Below are 19,275 nucleotides of genomic sequence, written 5' to 3' on the forward strand. Positions count from 1 at the left end.
AATCATACAAGTTATGTTCTGAGATAAAAAAACCCGCCGTAGCGGGTTTTTTCGAAAGCAGCGATTAATGCTCGAACATGGCAGAAATCGATTCTTCATTGCTGATACGACGGATAGCTTCAGCCAGCATGCCAGACAGCGTCAGCGTACGTACGTTCGGCAGCGCTTTAATCTCCTCGCTCAGCGGAATGGTGTCGCAGACGACCACTTCGTCGATCACGGAGTTGCGCAGGTTGTTTACCGCATTACCGGAGAAAATCGGGTGAGTGGCATACGCGAATACGCGTTTTGCCCCGCGTTCTTTCAGCGCTTCCGCCGCTTTGCACAGGGTGCCGCCGGTGTCGATCATGTCGTCAACCAGTACACAGTCGCGGCCAGCCACGTCGCCGATGATGTGCATCACCTGGGAAACGTTAGCGCGCGGACGGCGTTTGTCGATGATTGCCATGTCGGTGTCGTTCAACAGTTTGGCAATGGCACGAGCGCGAACTACGCCGCCGATATCCGGAGAAACCACAATCGGGTTGTCCAGGTTCAGTTGCAGCATATCTTCGAGCAGGATAGGGCTACCAAATACGTTATCAACCGGCACATCAAAGAAGCCCTGGATCTGTTCAGCATGCAGGTCAACGGTCAGTACGCGGTCAACGCCAACGCTTGAGAGGAAATCGGCAACCACTTTTGCGGTAATCGGTACACGCGCAGAACGCACGCGGCGGTCCTGACGGGCATAACCAAAGTAGGGAATGACCGCGGTGATACGACCTGCGGAAGCACGGCGCAGGGCATCGACCATCACAACCAGTTCCATCAGGTTGTCATTGGTAGGGGCACAAGTGGACTGGATGATGAAAATATCACCACCGCGTACATTTTCATTGATTTGTACGCTGACTTCGCCATCGCTAAAGCGACCTACGGCGGCGTCGCCGAGAGAAGTGTACAGGCGGTTGGCAATACGTTGTGCTAGTTCCGGGGTTGCGTTACCAGCAAAAAGCTTCATATCAGGCACGAGAAGAACCTCAGGCATGCGTCCAGTGGTGGATAGAATCGGCCAAAATGTGCGGTCAGGGCAGAAATCTATCCATGCGGTGTATTAAAGAGCGCGATGCAACGTCTGGAACATGAGTGACGTTGTCACCGGAGCTCAGCTTGCCCGGCGATGGTTTGCGCTAGCGGCGAGAGGTTGACGCCTCGCGCGACAAAACCGTTTAGCCATTCCGGGGCTTGCTCAAGCACCTGACGAGCGGCGGATTCGGTGTCAAATTCGGAAAAGACACAGGCTCCTGTGCCAGTCAGGCGCGACGGCGCGTATTCTAACAGCCAGGAAAGCGCCGCATCAACCTCGCGAAAACGTTTTCTTGCGATAACCTCGCAATCGTTGCCGAATTCACATTTTAGTAACGTCTCAATTGACCTTTTCGGTGTATTTCTCGGCAACTCTGGATCCTTAAAGATGACCGGCGTAGGGATACTGACGCCGGGATGCGCCACCAGATACCATTTTTCTGGCGGGTTAACGGGGGTAAGAACTTCACCCACGCCTTCTGCGAAGGCGGCATGCCCGCGCACGAATACCGGCACATCCGCGCCAAGCGTCAGCCCCAGTGCTGCCAGTTCGTCTACACCCAGGTTGCAGCGCCACAGGTGGTTTAACGCCACCAACACGGTGGCGGCGTCTGAGGAGCCTCCGCCGAGCCCGCCGCCCATTGGCAAGCGTTTTTCGATGGCAATATCCGCACCGCTACCTGCCGCTAACCGCCCGGTTTCTGCGGCGCGTTTCATCAGTAAACGGGCTGCGCGAACGATGAGATTATCCTCATCGGGTACGCCATCAATCGGCGTCAGCAAACGGATCTCGCCATCGCTGCGGGGGTTAATGGTTAAGGTGTCGCCATAATCCAGAAACTGGAACAGCGTCTGTAAGGTGTGATAACCGTCAGGGCGCTGACCGGTAATGTATAAAAAGAGATTGAGCTTCGCCGGAGCCGGCCAGGTGGTCATCATTTAACGATCCAGTTATCCATTTTCAGCTTGATGCGCTGGCTACCGTCGCTCAACTCCATGTTCGCAGGCAGGGAGGGCTGGGTTTTGCTGTCATAACCGCCGTAAACCACTTTCCAGGTTTTGCCGCCCTGACTGTAATTGACTTCACTCAGGCGATACTGATCGTCAAGGGTGTAGTCGGTCGCCTCGCCCGGCAGACCCAGGATCCACTGGCGCAGGCTGTTGAGTGGAATCGGCATCCCGGTCAGTTTGCCAATCATCTCTTCCGCATCGTCAGCGGTATAATGCTGGCCTTTATTATCCACCAGTTCAACGGAACCCGGTTGTGCATTCAGCTCCAGTTCGGTGCTGCCGAGTGGGTTTGTCAGCAGAAGACGGTAGCGATCCTGGCCAGTCTGCTGCCAGAAGAAGCGGGCGTACACTTTTTGTTGGTCAGAAAGATAGGCAAAGGCGCCGCGTGTCTGATACTGGTTTAACGCGCGAACTTGCTGCTGGTGCTGACGCCATTGCGGCGCGTCAGGACTTTTGCCCGGGCCTTTTGGCGCAGTGATCGTACAGGCGGTGAGAACGAGGCTGGCCAGCGGCAGCAGTCGAATGAGGCGGGAAGCAGGCAAAGTCATAATGATGACAAATCCTTGAGATACGTTGCAGTTATTACCCCTAATGCTAGCGTCGTGATGAAACAGCGTCTACGTTCAAGTTGTCTTAAATCATTAAATTACCAATTACTCCGAAAGGGTAGTCTCTCTTTTATTGACCACGCGCATCCTGTATGATGCGCAGAGTCTAACCTTATCAACGTTGGTACTATTCCCGCGCCCATGACCCTTTTAGCACTAGGCATCAACCACAAAACGGCCCCCGTTTCGTTGCGAGAACGCATTGCATTTTCGCCGGAAACGCTTGACCAGGCTCTGGAAAGCCTGCTCTCGCAGCCGATGGTGCAGGGTGGGGTGGTGCTGTCGACTTGTAACCGCACTGAACTTTATTTGAGCGTTGAAGAGCGGGATAACCTGCACGAAGCGCTGGTGCGTTGGCTGTGCGATTATCACCATTTGCGGGAAGACGAAGTCCGCCAGAGCCTGTACTGGCACCAGGATAACGACGCGGTCAGCCATTTAATGCGCGTGGCCAGCGGCCTGGACTCGCTGGTGCTCGGCGAGCCACAAATTCTCGGTCAGGTTAAAAAAGCCTTTGCCGATTCTCAGCGTGGGCATGATAACGCCAGCGATCTGGAGCGCATGTTCCAGAAATCCTTCTCTGTTGCGAAACGAGTGCGCACCGAAACCGATATCGGCGCCAGCGCCGTGTCCGTTGCGTTTGCCGCCTGTACGCTGGCGCGGCAAATTTTCGAATCACTGGCCTCGGTGACGGTGCTGCTGGTCGGCGCCGGGGAAACCATTGAGCTTGTGGCGCGGCATCTGCGTGAACATAAAGTGCAGAAAATGATCATTGCCAACCGTACCCGTGAACGCGCGCAGGCGCTGGCGGATGAAGTGGGCGCGGAAGTGATCTCGCTTAGCGATATTGATGAGCGCCTGAAAGACGCCGACATTGTGATCAGCTCTACTGCCAGCCCGTTGCCGATCATCGGCAAAGGGATGATGGAGCGCGCCATGAAGGCCCGGCGTAATCAACCTGTGCTGCTGGTGGATATCGCCGTACCGCGCGATGTTGAACCGGAAGTCGGTAAAGTCGCTAACGCCTATCTCTACAGCGTGGACGACCTGCAAAGCATCATTCAGCACAACCTGGCGCAGCGCAAAGCCGCTGCGGTACAGGCAGAAACCATTGTCGCCCAGGAAACCAGTGAATTTATGGCCTGGCTGCGTGCGCAAAGCGCCAGCGAGACTATCCGCGAATACCGCAGCCAGTCCGAAGTTGTTCGTGATGAGCTGACGGCAAAAGCGATCGCTGCGCTGGAGCAGGGCGGCGATCCGCAGGCTATTATGCAGGATCTGGCGTGGAAACTGACCAACCGCCTGATCCACGCACCAACCAAATCTCTTCAGCAGGCTGCCCGTGACGGGGACGATGAACGCCTGCATATTCTGCGCAACAGCCTCGGGCTGGATTAGCACAACAATCTCTTATTACAAGGTGCACTTACGCCTATGAAGCCTTCTATCGTTGCCAAACTGGAAGCCCTGCATGAGCGCCATGAAGAAGTTCAGGCGCTGCTCGGTGACGCGCAAACCATCGCCGACCAGGACAAGTTCCGCGCGCTGTCGCGGGAATTCGCGCAGTTAAGCGATGTGTCACGCTGTTTTACTGACTGGCAACAGGTTCAGAAAGATATCGAAACCGCACAGATGATGCTCGACGATCCGGAAATGCGCGATCTGGCGCAGGACGAGTTACGCGACGCGAAAGAAAAAAGCGAACAGCTTGAACAGCAGTTGCAGCTTTTACTGCTGCCGAAAGATCCGGACGATGAACGCAATGCGTTTGTTGAAGTGCGCGCCGGGACCGGCGGTGACGAAGCGGCGCTGTTTGCCGGTGACCTGTTCCGCATGTACAGCCGTTATGCGGAAGCCCGTCGCTGGCGTGTAGAGATCATGAGCGCCAACGATGGCGAACACGGTGGATACAAAGAAGTGATTGCCAAAATCAGCGGCGATGGTGTCTATGGTCGACTGAAGTTCGAGTCCGGCGGTCATCGCGTACAGCGCGTTCCCGCCACCGAATCTCAAGGGCGTATTCATACTTCTGCCTGTACCGTGGCGGTGATGCCGGAGCTGCCAGAAGCAGAGCTGCCGGATATTAACCCGGCTGATTTGCGCATCGACACCTTCCGCTCTTCCGGTGCGGGCGGGCAGCACGTTAACACCACCGACTCCGCTATTCGTATTACTCACTTGCCGACGGGCATTGTGGTGGAGTGTCAGGATGAGCGTTCGCAGCACAAAAACAAGGCCAAGGCATTGTCCGTGCTGGGCGCGCGTATCCACGCAGCGGAAATGGCCAAACGCCACCAGGCGGAAGCCTCAACCCGTCGCAACTTACTGGGCAGCGGCGATCGCAGTGACCGTAACCGTACCTATAACTTCCCGCAGGGTCGCGTGACCGATCACCGCATCAACGTGACGCTTTACCGACTGGATGAAGTCATGGAAGGCAAGCTGGATATGCTGATCGAACCGATCGTGCAGGAGTACCAGGCTGACCAGCTGGCTGCGCTCTCCGAGCAGGAATAATGGACTACCAACAGTGGTTGCGTGAGGCGATAAGCCAGTTACAGTCGAGCGACAGCCCGCGGCGCGATGCGGAGATCCTGCTCGGTTTTGTGACGGGGAAGTCTCGCACTTTTATTCTGGCTTTTGGCGAAACCCGGCTCACCGCCGGGCAACAACAACAGCTCGACACACTGCTGGCACGGCGTGAGCACGGTGAGCCGGTGGCGCATCTGGTTGGCGTCCGTGAGTTCTGGTCGTTGCCGCTGTTTGTCTCGCCCGCCACATTGATTCCTCGTCCGGACACTGAATGCCTCGTTGAACAGGCGCTAAACCGCCTGCCTGAGACGCCGTGCCGTATCCTCGATTTAGGCACCGGTACCGGTGCTATTGCGCTGGCGTTGGCCAGCGAGCGTCCTGACTGCCAGGTGACGGCCGTCGATGTGGTTGCAGAGGCGGTAGCGTTGGCGCAGCGTAATGCAGAGCATCTGGGTATTGGTAACGTCGACATTCGCCAGAGCCACTGGTTCAGTGCGCTGGCCGGGCAGACGTTTTCGCTGATTGTCAGTAACCCCCCTTATATTGATGAGCAGGATCCGCATCTGGCGCAGGGGGATGTGCGTTTTGAGCCGTTGAGTGCGCTGGTCGCCGCTGACCACGGTCTGGCGGATTTAGAGATCATCATTAAGGACGCGCCAGGCTATTTGCTACCGGGTGGCTGGTTGCTGCTTGAACATGGCTGGCAGCAGGGAGAGTTGGTGCGCAACCTGTTCATCCGGCATGGCTGGCGACAGGTTGCCACCTGCCGCGATTATGGTGATAACGAACGTCTGACCCTCGGACAGTGGTCCTGCGTGGAGTGAACAGGCAATGAGTGCCTTTAACGTTCTGATAACGCTACATTTGACGTCGGTGGTCTTGACCATTAGCCTGTTTGTTTTACGCTACTGGTGGCGCTGGTCGGCTGATCCGCGCGCGCAGTCGCGTTGGGTGCGCGTGTTGCCACATACCATTGATACCGTCTTGTTGTTAAGCGGTGCGGGATTGATGTGGGTGACGGGCTATTTACCTTTTACTGTTAAAGGCGCATGGCTGACTGAAAAGCTGTTTGGCGTTATCATCTATATCGTTTTGGGTTTTATTGCGCTTGGGCGACATCGCCCGCGCAGCCAGCAGACAGGGTTTATCGCCTTTATGCTGGGGCTGGTGGTGCTGTACATCATCATCAAACTCGCCGCCACAAAAGTACCGATACTGGGGTAAGACATGAGGTCGTTAGCCGATTTCGAATTTAATAAAGCGCCGTTATGCGATGGGATGATCCTTGTTTCAGAGCTGATTCGCGATGATTTTCCTTCACAATATGTGCATGACGAACTGGAGCGGCTGCTCAGTCTGGCACGCGAAGAAATCAGCATGGCGAAGCCTCAGGACTGGCAACTGGAAAAACTCGTTGAGCTGTTTTACGGCGAATGGGGCTTTAAAGACACGCGCGGCGTCTACCGTTTGTCTGACGCGCTATGGCTGGATAAAGTGCTGGAAAATCGCCAGGGCAGCGCCGTATCGCTGGGCGCAATTTTACTGTGGGTGGCCGGGCGTCTGGATATTCCGCTGACGCCGGTGATTTTCCCGACGCAACTGATCCTGCGCGCTGAATGGCTGGATGGCGAAATGTGGCTGATTAACCCATTTAACGGCGACACGCTGGATGAGCATACGCTGGAAGTGTGGTTGAAAGGTAATATCAGCCCGGTTGCCGAGTTGTTCAATGAAGATCTGGATGAAGCCGATAACGCGGAAGTGATCCGCAAGCTGCTGGATACGCTGAAATCGGCACTGATGGAAGAACAGCAGATGGAGCTGGCGTTGCGCGCCAGTGAAGCGTTGTTGCAGTTCAATCCGGAAGATCCCTATGAGATCCGCGACCGTGGGCTGATTTATGCGCAACTGGATTGCGACCACGTGGCGCTGCATGATTTAAGTTATTTTGTTGAGCAGTGCCCGGAGGATCCCATCAGTGAGATGATCCGCGCGCAAATCAACACCATTTCGCACAAACAGATTACTTTGCATTAAGCATGTGTTCCGATTCACACTCGATAAGGCGATTCTATGAAACAAAAAGTGGTTAGCATTGGCGACATTAAGGTCGCGAACGACCTGCCGTTTGTACTGTTTGGTGGTATGAACGTGCTGGAGTCCCGCGATTTGGCAATGCGCATTTGCGAACACTACGTCACCGTGACCCAAAAACTGGGTATCCCGTACGTGTTCAAAGCCTCTTTTGATAAAGCCAACCGCTCTTCTATCAAGTCCTACCGTGGACCGGGTCTGGAAGAGGGGATGAAGATTTTTCAGGAGCTGAAACAGACGTTTGGCGTAAAAGTGATCACTGATGTGCACGAAGCGTCACAGGCGCAGCCGGTTGCTGATGTGGTTGATGTCATCCAGCTGCCAGCGTTCCTGGCGCGTCAGACCGACCTGGTGGAAGCGATGGCGAAAACCGGTGCGGTGATCAACGTCAAGAAACCGCAGTTCGTTAGCCCGGGCCAGATGGGCAATATTGTGGATAAATTCCACGAAGGCGGTAACGACAAAGTTATTCTTTGCGACCGTGGTTCCAACTTCGGCTATGACAATCTGGTCGTGGACATGCTGGGCTTCAGCGTGATGAAGAAAGTGTCCAACAACGCGCCGGTGATTTTCGATGTCACCCATGCGCTGCAGTGCCGCGATCCGTTTGGCGCTGCGTCTGGCGGTCGTCGCGCGCAGGTTGCTGAGCTGGCGCGTGCGGGTATGGCTACCGGTCTGGCAGGTCTGTTTATTGAAGCGCATCCGGATCCGGACAATGCAAAATGCGATGGCCCGTCCGCGCTGCCGCTGGCGAAGCTGGAGCCGTTCCTGAAGCAGATCAAAGCCATTGACGATCTGGTGAAGAGCTTCGACGAGCTCGACACCGAGTAAGAATGAAAAAACCCCGCAGCGCGGGGTTTTTTATGGATGCAATCTGCCGTCAGGCAAAAATCGTCATCAGATAGGCCGCAAATAACGCCAAATGCGCCGCGCCGTTCAGCACGTTAGTGCGCCCGGTTGAGAAGGAAATGTGGCACAGCACCAGCGATGCGACCATCACAATCATCTCCGGCGCGCCCAGCGCGAAGATCAGTTCGTTGCCAGTGAACCACGCAATCAGCGTGACAACCGGCACCGTCAACGAAATGGTGGCCAGCACCGAGCCGAAAAAGAGGTTCATCGCGCGCTGAACCTGATTATTCAGGACAGCTTTCAGCGCCCCCAGTCCTTCTGGTGAAAGGATCAGCAATGCCACCAGAAAACCGGTAAAGGCGACAGGTGCATTCAGTTCGCTCAGCAGCGACTCCAGCGGTTTGGCGTTCATCTTGGTCACAGCGATAACGGCAACCAGATGAATAATCAGCCACGCCGTATGCCACAGATTACCGTGCGCAGACGGTTTGCCATGGTGCGGGTCATTATCATCGCTCTCATCTTCATGTTCGTAAACAAACAGGCTCTGATGGGTTTTTGTCTGGATCAGCAGAAAGACACCGTACATAGCCGCCGAAATCAGCGCCACCAGTAACGACTGACCAATGGTGAAATTAGCGGACGGCAGCGCCATCGGGAAAACCAGCACAATAATCGCCAGCGGGAACAGGGCAATCAGGTACTGTTTAATGCCAAACAGATTCATGTACTGAGTGGCGAATTTGCGCCCGCCGAGCAGCAGCGAAAACCCCACCAGCCCACCGGTCACGATCATAATGATGGAATAGAGCGTATCGCGCATCAACGTCGGGGCCGCATCGCCGGTGGCCATCAGCGCAGAAATCAGACTCACTTCAAGAATAACGACGGAAAGGCTCAGAATCAGCGACCCGTAAGGTTCGCCGAGGCGGTGCGCAAGAACATCTGCGTGACGCACCACGCTAAAGGCGCTGGATAAAATCCCCACCAGCGCCAGAATATTAATGCCGATCACCGCTGGCAGCGACTGTGTACTTCCCCATAACAGCAGTACGCCCAGCGCCAGCACCGGGAAAATAAGGGTAGTCTCCTTGTGGCGGGTTTTAACCGCCTCGTGTGTTGTTGTCATTGTGATTCTCCATCCAGCATGCAGGTATTTGACAATTATAGTTAAAAAATTTGAACGCCTTAACATAGCAAAGCGCGGCGCCATGGTGGGGATATTTACCTGATTTTACGGGAACCTGTTTCTTTCTATTTGAATGCGGTAAAAAGTGGTGTTTGGTTTAAATAGTGTTGAATTTACATATGGATGCCTATCCTCATTTTTAACTAATTTGCTGTTGCTGGCGCAAAAAGAGAATATCGATCAGACTTAAAGATTCACCCCAAAAGGAGCCAGAGGATGCCGTATAAATCGAAATCTGATCTGCCAGACAGCGTGCAGCATGTGTTACCCGCTCATGCACAAGATATTTATAAAGAGGCCTTCAATAGCGCCTGGGAGCAATACAAAGATAAAGACGACAGGCGCGATGATGCGAGCCGCGAAGAGACGGCGCATCGCGTCGCCTGGGCTGCAGTCAAACATGACTATGAGAAAGGTGATGACGAGAAGTGGCATAAAAAGAAATAAGCGCCTTTAGCGCGTTATTCGATAGATTGTCGCTATTGCAAGCGGCCTGTGAATTGCATAAGGTCGTAGTAAGCTGCGTTGAAACGCAGCATATGTCGGGAAGGCAGCAGTAAAGCAGTCGCAAGGAAGCATGCAGTGGCGGAGGTAAAAGATGTTAACGCGTGATTTCTTGCTCAAGGCCGATTGTAAAACGGCGTTTGGCGATATAGAGGCATCGCTATTGTGGTCGGCGGAACAACGGGCGGCATCCCTGGCTGCCACGCTTGCCTGCCGTCCGGATGACGGTCCGGTATGGATTTTTGGCTATGGTTCGCTGATGTGGAACCCGGCGCTGGAGTTTGACGAATCCTGCACCGGAACGCTGGTGGGTTGGCATCGCGCATTCTGTTTGCGCCTGACCGCCGGACGCGGTACGGCTTGCCAACCGGGGCGTATGCTTGCACTGAAAGAGGGCGGTCGCACCACCGGCGTGGCGTATCGCTTGCCTGTACAGACGCTTGAAGAGGAGCTGGGCCTGCTGTGGAAGCGTGAGATGATCACCGGTTGCTACATGCCGAGCTGGTGCAAACTCACACTCGATGATGGTCGTCACGTTAATGCGCTGGTGTTTATCATGGATCCTCGCCATCCACTGTATGAGTCTGATACCCGCGCACAGGTCATCGCGCCGCTGATTGCCGCCGCCAGCGGGCCGCTGGGCACCAACGCACAATACCTCTTTTCGCTGGAGCAAGAACTGATCAAGCTTGGTATGCATGACGATTGCCTGAATGAGCTGGTAGGGAAAGTGCGGGGGCTGCTGGAAGAAGAAAAACCAGGCCCGGACCTGCAACCTGGTTTTGCCTGCTAACGGTTGCGGAGATTACGCCGCAACGTAGCTGATTGAGTGCTCAAGCGACTGGCTGTGGCTATCGATCAGCACACTCCAGATGCCGCTGTAAGGAACCGCCAGATAGGCGCTTGCACGGTTCTGTACGCTTAAGATATCCGTCTGTGTCTGAGAAGATTGGGTCTTCTCGCTCATCAGATGGATATGACAACTCTCAGAACAACGAACAACGACCGTATCTCCGCCAAATAACTTCAAACTTGCCTTTACCAACGCCATTTTCAACCCCGTAGTTGTTAAACAACGCGCTCCTTGCTGGAACAATCCCGTGCGTGATTTTGTTCACAATTCACTCATTGCATAACACCAAAGGGAAGGGGGTTAAATGCTGATTTCGATCAACTAATGACGTAACGATTAAACAAAAATGACAATGTTCGGTGGGGGAAGATGTCGGCGCGAAAAATTGTGGTTAAAACGCGCCGACAAAAGATTAAATGCGGAAATGACCCGCTGTTTCAGCGAGCTCACCCGCTTGCGAGCGCAGTGCGCCGGCAGCGGCCGCAGACTCGATCACCAGCTCGGCGTTTTGCTGCACCATGCGATCCAGATCGATAACAGCATGATTTATCTCCTGAATGCCTTTCATTTGCTCGCTGGTTGCCACCGTAATTTCTCGCATGATCACCGACACGCTATCAATGCTGGTGACAATGTCGGTCATACTTTCACCCGCCAGCCGCACGAAGCGCGAACCCGTCGCCACGCTGTCGGTGGTGGAATCAATCAGCGTTTTGATCTCTTTCGCCGCCTGCGCGCTGCGGCTTGCCAGATTGCGTACTTCACCGGCAACCACGGCGAACCCGCGCCCTTGCTCACCTGCGCGCGCCGCTTCAACAGAGGCGTTCAGTGCCAGGATATTGGTCTGGAAGGCAATTCCGTCGATCACGCTGGTGATATCGCCGATTTTCGCGGAGGCCACTTCAATGGACTGCATCGTGTTGATAGCCTGATTTACTACCTGTCCCCCGCGGGATGCGGCTTCGGATGCGACATGAGCCTGGTTATTCGCCTGGGCTGCCGCATCGGTTGATTGCGCGACGGATGCGGTGATCTGCTCCACAGCGCTGGCGGTTTCACGCAGGCTGGAGGCGGCCTGTTCCGTACGGCCAGAGAGATCCTGGTTACCGGCTGCAATCTCTTGTGCGGCTTGCTGCACGGAGTTACTGGAGTCGCGCAGTTTACCCATCACGACCGAAAGCTTGTCGCTGAAAGCGTTAAACGCCTGAGCGATTTGCGATACCTCGTCGTTGCCATCGGTCGGCAGTCGCTGGGATAGATCGTTGGTTCCGCTGCTGATAGCATGCATAGCATCACGGACGGTCAGGAGGCGTTTAAGCAGCGTCGAGACAATCCAGTGCATAATCGCGCCGGTGATTAACAGCAACACGATCAGCGAAATTGCAGAGGCTTTTAACTGTGCACGCAAGCCGGCGGTGGAATCGGCGCTATCCAGTGCGACAGCCAGAACCCAGTCTGTCCCTTTGACCTGACTTGCCAGCAGTTCTTTCTGCTCACCGGCATAGACCCCGGAAACCGCTTTACCGCTGCGCAAATCGGCGAAGCTGACGCCACTAATGGCATCGGTGAAGGGCTTCATCGTCAGCTTGTCATTTCCGGCGGCAATGATGGTACCATCGCTGGCAAGCAGCATACCGCTGCTGTTCGGTGTCGGGCTGATGCCTTTAACGTTGGCCACGACGCTGTCCATCGAGACGTCGCCTGCCACCACGCCTTTGAGCGTGCCGTTCTCTTTGACCGGGACGGCGAAAGTGACCACCAGAGCACCAGTGCTGGCATCCACATAGGGAGCGGTGACCACGGGCGCATCCGCTTTGACGACCTGCTGATACCATGGACGAATCGTCGGATCATAATCCGGGGGAACGCCGCCAGGGTCGGAGAATTTCGCGGTTTTCGTGGCATAGCCAACATAAACGTTAATGAAACCCCCGGCGTGTGCAATCTGCTTGAAGACCGGCACGGGATCGTCGCTCAGGGCAACGCTTTGCAGTGAGGCGATCATATTCGTTTTGGTGGCAATCCAGTCGGCAATCGCAATGCTGTGACTGGCGCTGGTGCTGGAGAGGATATTTTGCTGAGTTTGCTGGTTGTGCTGACGGGTTACCTGATAATTGATGATGGTGTTAAGAAGCAAAGCGATAACGAGGCATCCCGCTGTCGCCGCAATAATACGGGCTTTAATTGATCTGAACATTTTTATAGTACCTGCTGTGTTGTCTTTAGGGGCTATCGGCAATACAGCAGGTAAACTTGATGACGTAAGGTCATCCATAAGAAAAAAATATTAAACTCACCGCAATATTAGAACATTAATACTTTATCCGCTGCCAGCGTCCATTGCGCCAGTTCGACCAGCGTGCCGATCTCCACACCGTCAATCAGCGGCAGCGTGGTGATACCGCGTCCATCGGTACAGGTTTTACACAGTTTCACCGGCACATGCTGCGCCGTTAAAATCTCCAGCATCTGCTGGATGTTATAGCCTTCTGCCGGTTTTTGCCCGCGCAGCCCGGCGGTTACCGCGTCGGACATCAAGAACAATTTCAGATTAAGCTCCGCGTTCTGTTCACGCAGGGCAATGGCCAGACGCAGGCTGTTAAACAGTGATTCGCTACCGTAGGCGGCGCCGTTAGCCACAATGACGATTTTTTGCATCTTCACTCCCTCGATAAAAGTGCGCAGCGTCGACGCCGCGCTGAAGACGTTCATGCTACTGCGACACCGTCGCAGGGGGAAGGGCGTCGGGACAAAGAGTGTGCATGACCGATCACAGTGCCGTTGTGTCAGGATGGGAACGATAAGGATCTTCCTGGAATGTTGTCTGCGGCTGCAAAGGCGGGCTAAAAACGTTACCCTTAAAAGGTGTTTAACCCGCAACGGGATGGATCATAATCAGTGTCGTGATGCGTAACGTCATTCATTCCCCGATCATTTTACTCCTCGCATTATTGCTGGCAGGAGCTGCTTCTGCCAGCGCCCGGCAAAATCGTTTCATACAGCAAGCGGAAAATCCCTTTGATAACAACGGCGATGGCTTGCCAGATCTGGGTATGGCGCCCGAAAACAGTGCGCAGGAAAAACATTTCGCCGAAATGGCGAAAACCTTTGGTGAAGCCAGCATGACCGATAATGGCCTGACGACTGGCGAGCAGGCGCGTCAGTTTGCCTTTGGGCAGATACGGGATGTGGTCAACGATGAAGTGAGCCAGAAGGTGGAATCCTGGCTATCACCGTGGGGGAGCGCCACGGTTGATCTGAACGTTGATAATGAAGGCAACTTTACCGGCAGCCACGGGGACTGGTTCCTGCCGCTGCAGGATAATAACCGTTATCTCACCTGGAGCATGCTGGGGTTAACGCAACAGGATGCCGGGCTGGTGGGCAATGCGGGTATCGGGCAGCGCTGGATATCCGGTGACTGGTTACTGGGCTACAACACGTTTTACGACACGCTTCTTGATGATAACCAGGGCCGCGCAGGACTGGGTGCTGAAGCCTGGGGCGAGTATCTGCGTTTTTCTGCTAATTACTATCAACCATTGAGCAACTGGGATGACCAAACCACGACGCTGCAACAGCGCATGGCGCGCGGCTATGACGTTACGGCGCAGGCGAGGCTACCGTTTTACCAGCAACTGAACACCAGCGTTAGCCTTGAGCAATATTTTGGCGACAGTGTCGATCTGTTCGATACCGGAACCGGTTATCACAATCCGGTGGCGGTAAAACTGGGGCTGAATTATACCCCGGTGCCGCTGGTGACGCTGACCGCGGAGCACAAGCAAGGGGAGAGCGGTGCAAGTCAGAATGACCTCGGATTGAAAGTCAATTATCGCTTTGGCGTCCCGCTCTGGAAGCAACTCTCCGCCAGTGAAGTGGCAGAAAGTCGCTCGCTACGCGGCAGCCGCTATGACAGCCCGACGCGTAACACGGCCCCGGTGTTTGAGTATCGCCAGCGGAAGACATTGTCGGTGTTTCTGGCCACGCCGCCATGGGACTTACAGCCGGGCGAGACCGTAGAACTGAAATTGCAGATTAATAGCGTGCACGGCATCCGCTCGATAATCTGGCAGGGCGATACCCAGCTTCTGAGCCTGACACCGCCTGCTGACGGGCACAGCGCAGAGGGCTGGACGCTGATTATGCCGCGCTGGGACAGTGCGGAAGGGGCAACCAATCGCTGGACGCTCTCAGCGCTGGTGGAGGATGGTAAAGGGCAGCGTGTCGTGTCCAATACCATCGAACTGAAACTGACTGAACCGGTCATTGCGCCTCAGACAGACGCCAGTGCGGGCTGGGCGCTACCCGACCCGCAGTGATCAGAAAATACGTTCCTGGTGCACCCACACGGCGGCTTCCACACGGGACTTCAGTTTCATTTTCTTCAGCATATGTTTGACGTGAACTTTGACCGTACTTTCGGTGATATCCAGACGGCGGGCGATCATCTTATTCGGCAGCCCTTGCGCACAGTTTGAGGATATCGCGTTCACGCGGCGTCAACTGGGTAATATCGCGGTCAGTCGTCGCCCGGTTGGCGCGCAGGCTGGCTGCCAGCACCGGCGTGAGCGCTTCGCTTAATACCATCTCTCCGGCGGCGGCCTGCTGCAGGGCTTTGAGCAGATCTTCCGGTTCCATATCTTTCAGTAAGTAACCATCGGCACCGCGTTTCAGTGCCGTGACCACATCTTCTTCATGGTTGGAGACGCTGAACACCACGATACGCCCGGAGAGCGTTTTTTCCCGTAGTTTATCCAGCGTTTCCAGCCCGTTCATGCCCGGCATATTGAGATCCAGTAAAATCAGGTCCGGATCCAGTGATTCCGCCAGCTCAATGCCTTGTTCCCCGTTGCTCGCTTCGCCAGCTACGGTGATATCCGGCGCCATGCTAATTAACTGTTTAACACCGGTTCGCAGCATTGGATGATCGTCGATCAGGAGGATAGTTGCCGGTTCCTGATTACTCATGGTTATCTCCTTGCATGGATGAGAGAAATTTCTCTGGAATAAAGGTTACGACCACTTCAGTGCCACCGGATTCGACCGGACGTACCTGGCAGTCGCCGCGCAGACTTTGTGCGCGGTCACGCATAATGATCAATCCATAATGGTTGGTCCGTTCAGCATTAACCGGGATGCCGCAACCGTTGTCGCTGATGCGTAATATTACCCGGTTTTCCTGCTGTTGCACTGCAACACTGACCGACGTCGCGCCAGCGTGTTTTAATGCGTTGCTGAGCGCCTCGCGGGCGATCTGCAACAGGTGAATCGCCTGATGCGATGGCACCAGTCTGGGCGGCAACTGATAATCAAGCCGCACCTGGAAACCGAGCCGCTCGCTGAACTCCTGGCAGCTTGACTCCAGCGCCGGGCGCAGTCCAGGTTCGGTTAATTGTAAACGGAAGGTGGTCAACAGTTCACGTAATTGCGCCCATGACGTATTGAGTTCATTACGGATTTGCCCTAACAGATGCCGACTGTTCTCCGGTAAATCATCCCCCTGCATTTGCAGGCAACTGACCTGCATCTTCATACAGGAGAGCGACTGGGCGATCGAGTCATGCAGTTCGCGAGCAATCGTGGCGCGCTCTTCCATCACCATCAGTTGCTGCTGGCGGTCCTGATGTCTGTCCAGCGCCAGCGTCGCGGTCAGTTGTTCAACCAGCGTATCCACCAGTTGCTGCTGATCGTGACTTAAATGGCGACCCGGCGGCAGCGTGGCTAACAGCAAGCCGTACTGCATATGGGCGTCCGCCAGCCGCCATTTTAGCGTGGTGCCCACACTGGAAAGCGTTGGAAGGGTGCCCCGCGGGCATAAATGGCAGCCTTTGTCATCGCAACTGGCATTGGACTGGCAGGTAAATTCCTGGTGATTTTCCTCGTCTTCCATATCGTACACGCGCAGTTCAAGATCGTGCAGCAGTGTTAAATTCTGTAAGCCATTGAGGACGGGAGAGAGACGTTCACAGAGCGGGATGCGCGAATGCAGTCTATGGTTGGCTTGCCATAAAAAAGAGAGGATCTGATTTTTCTGCTCAAGACCGGCAGTTTTTTCTTGTACGCGCTGCTCCAGTACGGCGTAGCTCTCCGCCAGCTCGGCGGACATATTATTCAGCGCTTCGCCCAGTGTCGCCATCTCGTTGCGCCCGCTGATGCTTGCACGCTGAGTAAAGTCACGGTGGCTCACAGCGCGCGCCATTTGCAAAAGTTGCTGCCACGGACGGAGTAGACGAGCCCGCAGCCAGACCACCGCGAACAGCAGCAATAATCCCATCAGCAACGCCATCAGCCGGTGCAGGATCACGACCCGTTCAATGCGCTGCTCGGTGCTGTGATCGAATGCGGTGACCAGTTGATCGATGCGACCAACGAAAATGGCGATCGTACTGGCGACTTCACTGGGTTGCTGCGCGCCTTTAATCGCCGGGATCACGTCACTGTGCCAGTAACGTTGGAGTTCAGCGAGTTGTTGCTGTTGACCGTCACGCGCGGCGGCTTTCGCCAGTTCCGGGCTAAACGCCGTTTGCTCCATCTCGTCTATCAGGTATTGCTCATCTTCATGCAGGGGAATGGCGGAAAGCAGGCGGTAGCTTTGCATGCGCAGCGAACCGGCTTTGTTAATAGCGTGCGCGCTGCCCTGAACCCCTTGCACTAACCAGCCGGATATAGCCATCCCTGCCACGCCGATGGCGGTGGACAACAGCATGATCAGCGCCAGTTGATTAACCAGCGTAAGCGGTGAGAAAAGGCGTTTTAGCATAAGCAATGAAAGCTCCTGAGCCGCTACCGGTGCGGATGACGCTATTGTCAGCTATCGCCTGGGGTATACCCATACCCCCAAGGTGTTACCTCTTTATTGCCGGCTGGGTAGCATTGGGTGGAACGAACAGAGTAGTGAAGGGCAGCACCGTGAAAAACCACATCTTTTTTACCCCTTTACGCTACTCATAAATGAGCATGCTGTTTTTTTGCCCGTGGAAAGGGCTGCTTTTCCTTTGATTTATATCAACTTAACTCACGCTATAAAAACTAATGTTGCAGGTATCAAACCGATCAATAGAGGTGTTTATGCAGCACTCATCCATCCCGGAAAAGAGTACGTCCACACGAGTCATTACTGAGTGGCGTCCTGAAGAACCGGCATTCTGGCAGCAACAAGGGCAGCGTATTGCCAGCCGCAACCTGTGGATTTCCGTTCCCTGCCTGCTTCTGGCATTTTGTGTCTGGATGCTTTTTAGCGCAGTGGCCGTTAATCTCCCCAAAGTAGGATTTCAGTTTACTACCGACCAGTTATTTTTATTGACTGCGTTGCCATCGGTATCCGGCGCGCTGTTACGCGTTCCTTACTCTTTTATGGTGCCTGTCTTCGGTGGTCGTCGCTGGACGGCGTTCAGTACCGGCATCATGATTATCCCGTGCGTGTGGCTTGGCATTGCGGTGCAGGATCCCACCACGCCGTACAGCACCTTCATCATTATCTCCCTGCTCTGCGGTCTGGCTGGCGCGAACTTTGCCTCCAGTATGGCGAACATCAGTTTTTTCTTTCCAAAACAGAAACAGGGCGGTGCGCTGGGCATCAACGGCGGTTTAGGGAACCTCGGTGTCAGCGTGATGCAGTTAATTGCGCCGCTGGCCGTTTCGTTCTCCATTTTCGCGGCGTTTGGCGCAACCGGCACTACCCAACCAGATGGCTCGGTGCTGTATCTGGAAAATGCGGCCTGGGTATGGGTTCCTCTGCTGGTGGTCTGTACGCTGGCGGCCTGGTTTGGGATGAACGAACTGGCGACGTCTAAAGCCTCCTTACGCGCGCAATTGCCGGTGCTGAAGCGTTCACATTTGTGGATCATGAGCTTCCTGTATCTGGCAACGTTCGGCTCGTTTATCGGCTTTTCTGCCGGGTTTGCCATGTTGTCGAAAACCCAGTTCCCGGAAGTGCAGGTTCTGCATTTCGCGTTCTTTGGACCGTTAGTGGGGGCGCTGGCGCGTTCCGCAGGCGGGGCCATTTCCGATCGTCTGGGAGGGACTCGCGTCACGCTGGTGAACTTCGTGGTGATGGCGATATTCAGCGCACTGCTGTTCCTGACGTTGCCTTCGGGTGGTACGGGAGGCAATTTCACGGCGTTCTTTTGCGTTTTCCTTGTGCTGTTCATGACGGCGGGTCTGGGGAGTGGTTCGACGTTCCAGATGATTTCAGTCACCTTCCGTAAAATGACCATGGAACGTGTACAAAAAGCTGGTGGCACCGAGAGCGAAGCCATGCGCGAAGCCGCAACGGAAACCGCGGCAGCGCTGGGTTTTATCTCGGCAATCGGCGCGATTGGCGGGTTCTTTATTCCTAAAGCATTTGGCACGTCACTGGCGTTAACCGGCTCTCCGGCAGGCGCAATGAAAGTGTTCCTCGTGTTCTATGTGGCCTGTGTGGTGATCACCTGGGCGATATATGGACGTAAAAAACAATAAACGAAGTAACTGTTGATTATCCTTGCGCGGTGACGAGCCGCGCTTTTTTTGCTTCTTAATTAGTTACAACATACTTTTCTGTTTTTGTTGTCGCCTGCTGC

Annotated in this window: 18 protein-coding genes and 1 pseudogene; 10 read left to right on the forward strand and 9 right to left on the reverse strand. The window is 54.8% G+C overall.

Annotation, left to right across the window (positions count from 1 at the left end; translation table 11 throughout):
* Positions 1-64 precede the first annotated feature (64 nt).
* From prs to lolB, 3 genes are all read right to left on the reverse strand, one after another.
* Positions 65-1,012: a ribose-phosphate diphosphokinase gene (prs, locus tag N7922_RS11370; protein WP_012017724.1), complete on the reverse strand. Its 948-nt coding sequence runs from the start codon at positions 1,010-1,012 to the stop codon at positions 65-67.
* A gap of 125 nt (positions 1,013-1,137) precedes the next feature.
* A complete protein-coding gene (ispE, locus tag N7922_RS11375) occupies positions 1,138-2,007 on the reverse strand; it encodes a 4-(cytidine 5'-diphospho)-2-C-methyl-D-erythritol kinase (protein WP_263100628.1) in 870 nt (289 codons plus the stop codon).
* Positions 2,004-2,627 (reverse strand): lipoprotein insertase outer membrane protein LolB, encoded by a 624-nt coding sequence (gene lolB / locus N7922_RS11380; RefSeq protein ID WP_263100629.1) that lies wholly within the window; start codon positions 2,625-2,627, stop codon positions 2,004-2,006. The genes ispE and lolB overlap by 4 nt, the downstream gene beginning before the upstream one ends.
* Positions 2,628-2,828: 201 nt before the next feature.
* On the opposite strand from lolB, the gene hemA reads away from it, so the two are divergent.
* The 6 genes from hemA to kdsA are packed head-to-tail and all read left to right on the forward strand — an operon-like array spanning position 2,829 to position 8,144.
* A complete protein-coding gene (gene hemA / locus N7922_RS11385; RefSeq protein ID WP_263100630.1) occupies positions 2,829-4,085 on the forward strand; it encodes a glutamyl-tRNA reductase in 1,257 nt (418 codons plus the stop codon).
* Positions 4,086-4,121: 36 nt separating this feature from the next.
* Positions 4,122-5,204 carry a peptide chain release factor 1 gene (gene prfA / locus N7922_RS11390; protein ID WP_263100631.1) on the forward strand — a complete coding sequence of 361 codons (1,083 nt, stop codon included), beginning with the start codon at positions 4,122-4,124 and terminating at the stop codon, positions 5,202-5,204.
* Positions 5,204-6,043, forward strand: a complete 840-nt coding sequence (gene prmC, locus N7922_RS11395; protein WP_263100632.1) for a peptide chain release factor N(5)-glutamine methyltransferase — start codon at positions 5,204-5,206, stop codon at positions 6,041-6,043. The genes prfA and prmC overlap by 1 nt, the downstream gene beginning before the upstream one ends.
* Before the next feature lie 7 nt (positions 6,044-6,050).
* Positions 6,051-6,443, forward strand: coding sequence for an invasion regulator SirB2 (sirB2, locus tag N7922_RS11400; protein WP_263100633.1), 393 nt, complete (start codon positions 6,051-6,053; stop codon positions 6,441-6,443).
* 3 nt (positions 6,444-6,446) lie between these two features.
* The gene (gene sirB1, locus N7922_RS11405; RefSeq protein WP_263100634.1) at positions 6,447-7,256 is read left to right on the forward strand and encodes an invasion regulator SirB1; all 810 of its coding nucleotides are present in this window, start codon (positions 6,447-6,449) and stop codon (positions 7,254-7,256) included.
* 36 nt (positions 7,257-7,292) lie between these two features.
* Positions 7,293-8,144: a 3-deoxy-8-phosphooctulonate synthase gene (gene kdsA / locus N7922_RS11410; RefSeq protein WP_263100635.1), complete on the forward strand. Its 852-nt coding sequence runs from the start codon at positions 7,293-7,295 to the stop codon at positions 8,142-8,144.
* 49 nt (positions 8,145-8,193) lie between these two features.
* Here the strand turns inward: kdsA and chaA are convergent, their stop codons facing one another.
* Positions 8,194-9,294 (reverse strand): sodium-potassium/proton antiporter ChaA, encoded by a 1,101-nt coding sequence (chaA, locus tag N7922_RS11415; protein WP_263100636.1) that lies wholly within the window; start codon positions 9,292-9,294, stop codon positions 8,194-8,196.
* Between the two features lie 276 nt (positions 9,295-9,570).
* On the opposite strand from chaA, the gene chaB reads away from it, so the two are divergent.
* A complete protein-coding gene (gene chaB / locus N7922_RS11420) occupies positions 9,571-9,801 on the forward strand; it encodes a putative cation transport regulator ChaB (protein ID WP_263100637.1) in 231 nt (76 codons plus the stop codon).
* A gap of 151 nt (positions 9,802-9,952) precedes the next feature.
* Positions 9,953-10,651 carry a gamma-glutamylcyclotransferase gene (locus N7922_RS11425; protein WP_263100638.1) on the forward strand — a complete coding sequence of 233 codons (699 nt, stop codon included), beginning with the start codon at positions 9,953-9,955 and terminating at the stop codon, positions 10,649-10,651.
* A 12-nt stretch (positions 10,652-10,663) separates the two neighbouring features.
* On the opposite strand, the gene N7922_RS11430 is transcribed toward N7922_RS11425, so the two are convergent.
* From N7922_RS11430 to N7922_RS11440, 3 genes are all read right to left on the reverse strand, one after another.
* Entirely contained in the window at positions 10,664-10,909 is a 246-nt protein-coding gene (locus N7922_RS11430) for a DUF1883 domain-containing protein (RefSeq protein WP_263100639.1), read from the reverse strand.
* Positions 10,910-11,123: 214 nt separating this feature from the next.
* Positions 11,124-12,908: a methyl-accepting chemotaxis protein gene (locus N7922_RS11435; protein WP_263100640.1), complete on the reverse strand. Its 1,785-nt coding sequence runs from the start codon at positions 12,906-12,908 to the stop codon at positions 11,124-11,126.
* A 107-nt stretch (positions 12,909-13,015) separates the two neighbouring features.
* Positions 13,016-13,369, reverse strand: coding sequence for a DsrE/DsrF/TusD sulfur relay family protein (locus N7922_RS11440; protein ID WP_263100641.1), 354 nt, complete (start codon positions 13,367-13,369; stop codon positions 13,016-13,018).
* A gap of 248 nt (positions 13,370-13,617) precedes the next feature.
* Between N7922_RS11440 and N7922_RS11445 the strand changes: the two genes are divergently transcribed.
* Positions 13,618-15,033: a YchO/YchP family invasin gene (locus tag N7922_RS11445; protein ID WP_263100642.1), complete on the forward strand. Its 1,416-nt coding sequence runs from the start codon at positions 13,618-13,620 to the stop codon at positions 15,031-15,033.
* Here N7922_RS11445 and narL read toward each other — a convergent pair.
* Together narL and narX are read right to left on the reverse strand one after the other, a co-directional pair.
* Positions 15,034-15,682 (reverse strand): annotated as a pseudogene (gene narL / locus N7922_RS11450) (two-component system response regulator NarL).
* The gene (gene narX / locus N7922_RS11455; protein WP_263100643.1) at positions 15,675-17,474 is read right to left on the reverse strand and encodes a nitrate/nitrite two-component system sensor histidine kinase NarX; all 1,800 of its coding nucleotides are present in this window, start codon (positions 17,472-17,474) and stop codon (positions 15,675-15,677) included. The pseudogene narL and the gene narX overlap by 8 nt, the downstream one beginning before the upstream one ends.
* Before the next feature lie 308 nt (positions 17,475-17,782).
* On the opposite strand from narX, the gene N7922_RS11460 reads away from it, so the two are divergent.
* Positions 17,783-19,174 carry a NarK family nitrate/nitrite MFS transporter gene (locus N7922_RS11460; protein WP_263100644.1) on the forward strand — a complete coding sequence of 464 codons (1,392 nt, stop codon included), beginning with the start codon at positions 17,783-17,785 and terminating at the stop codon, positions 19,172-19,174.
* Positions 19,175-19,275: the final 101 nt, after the last annotated feature.

It is taken from the genome of Kosakonia sp. ML.JS2a (genome assembly GCF_025642095.1).
Classification (GTDB): Bacteria; Pseudomonadota; Gammaproteobacteria; order Enterobacterales; family Enterobacteriaceae.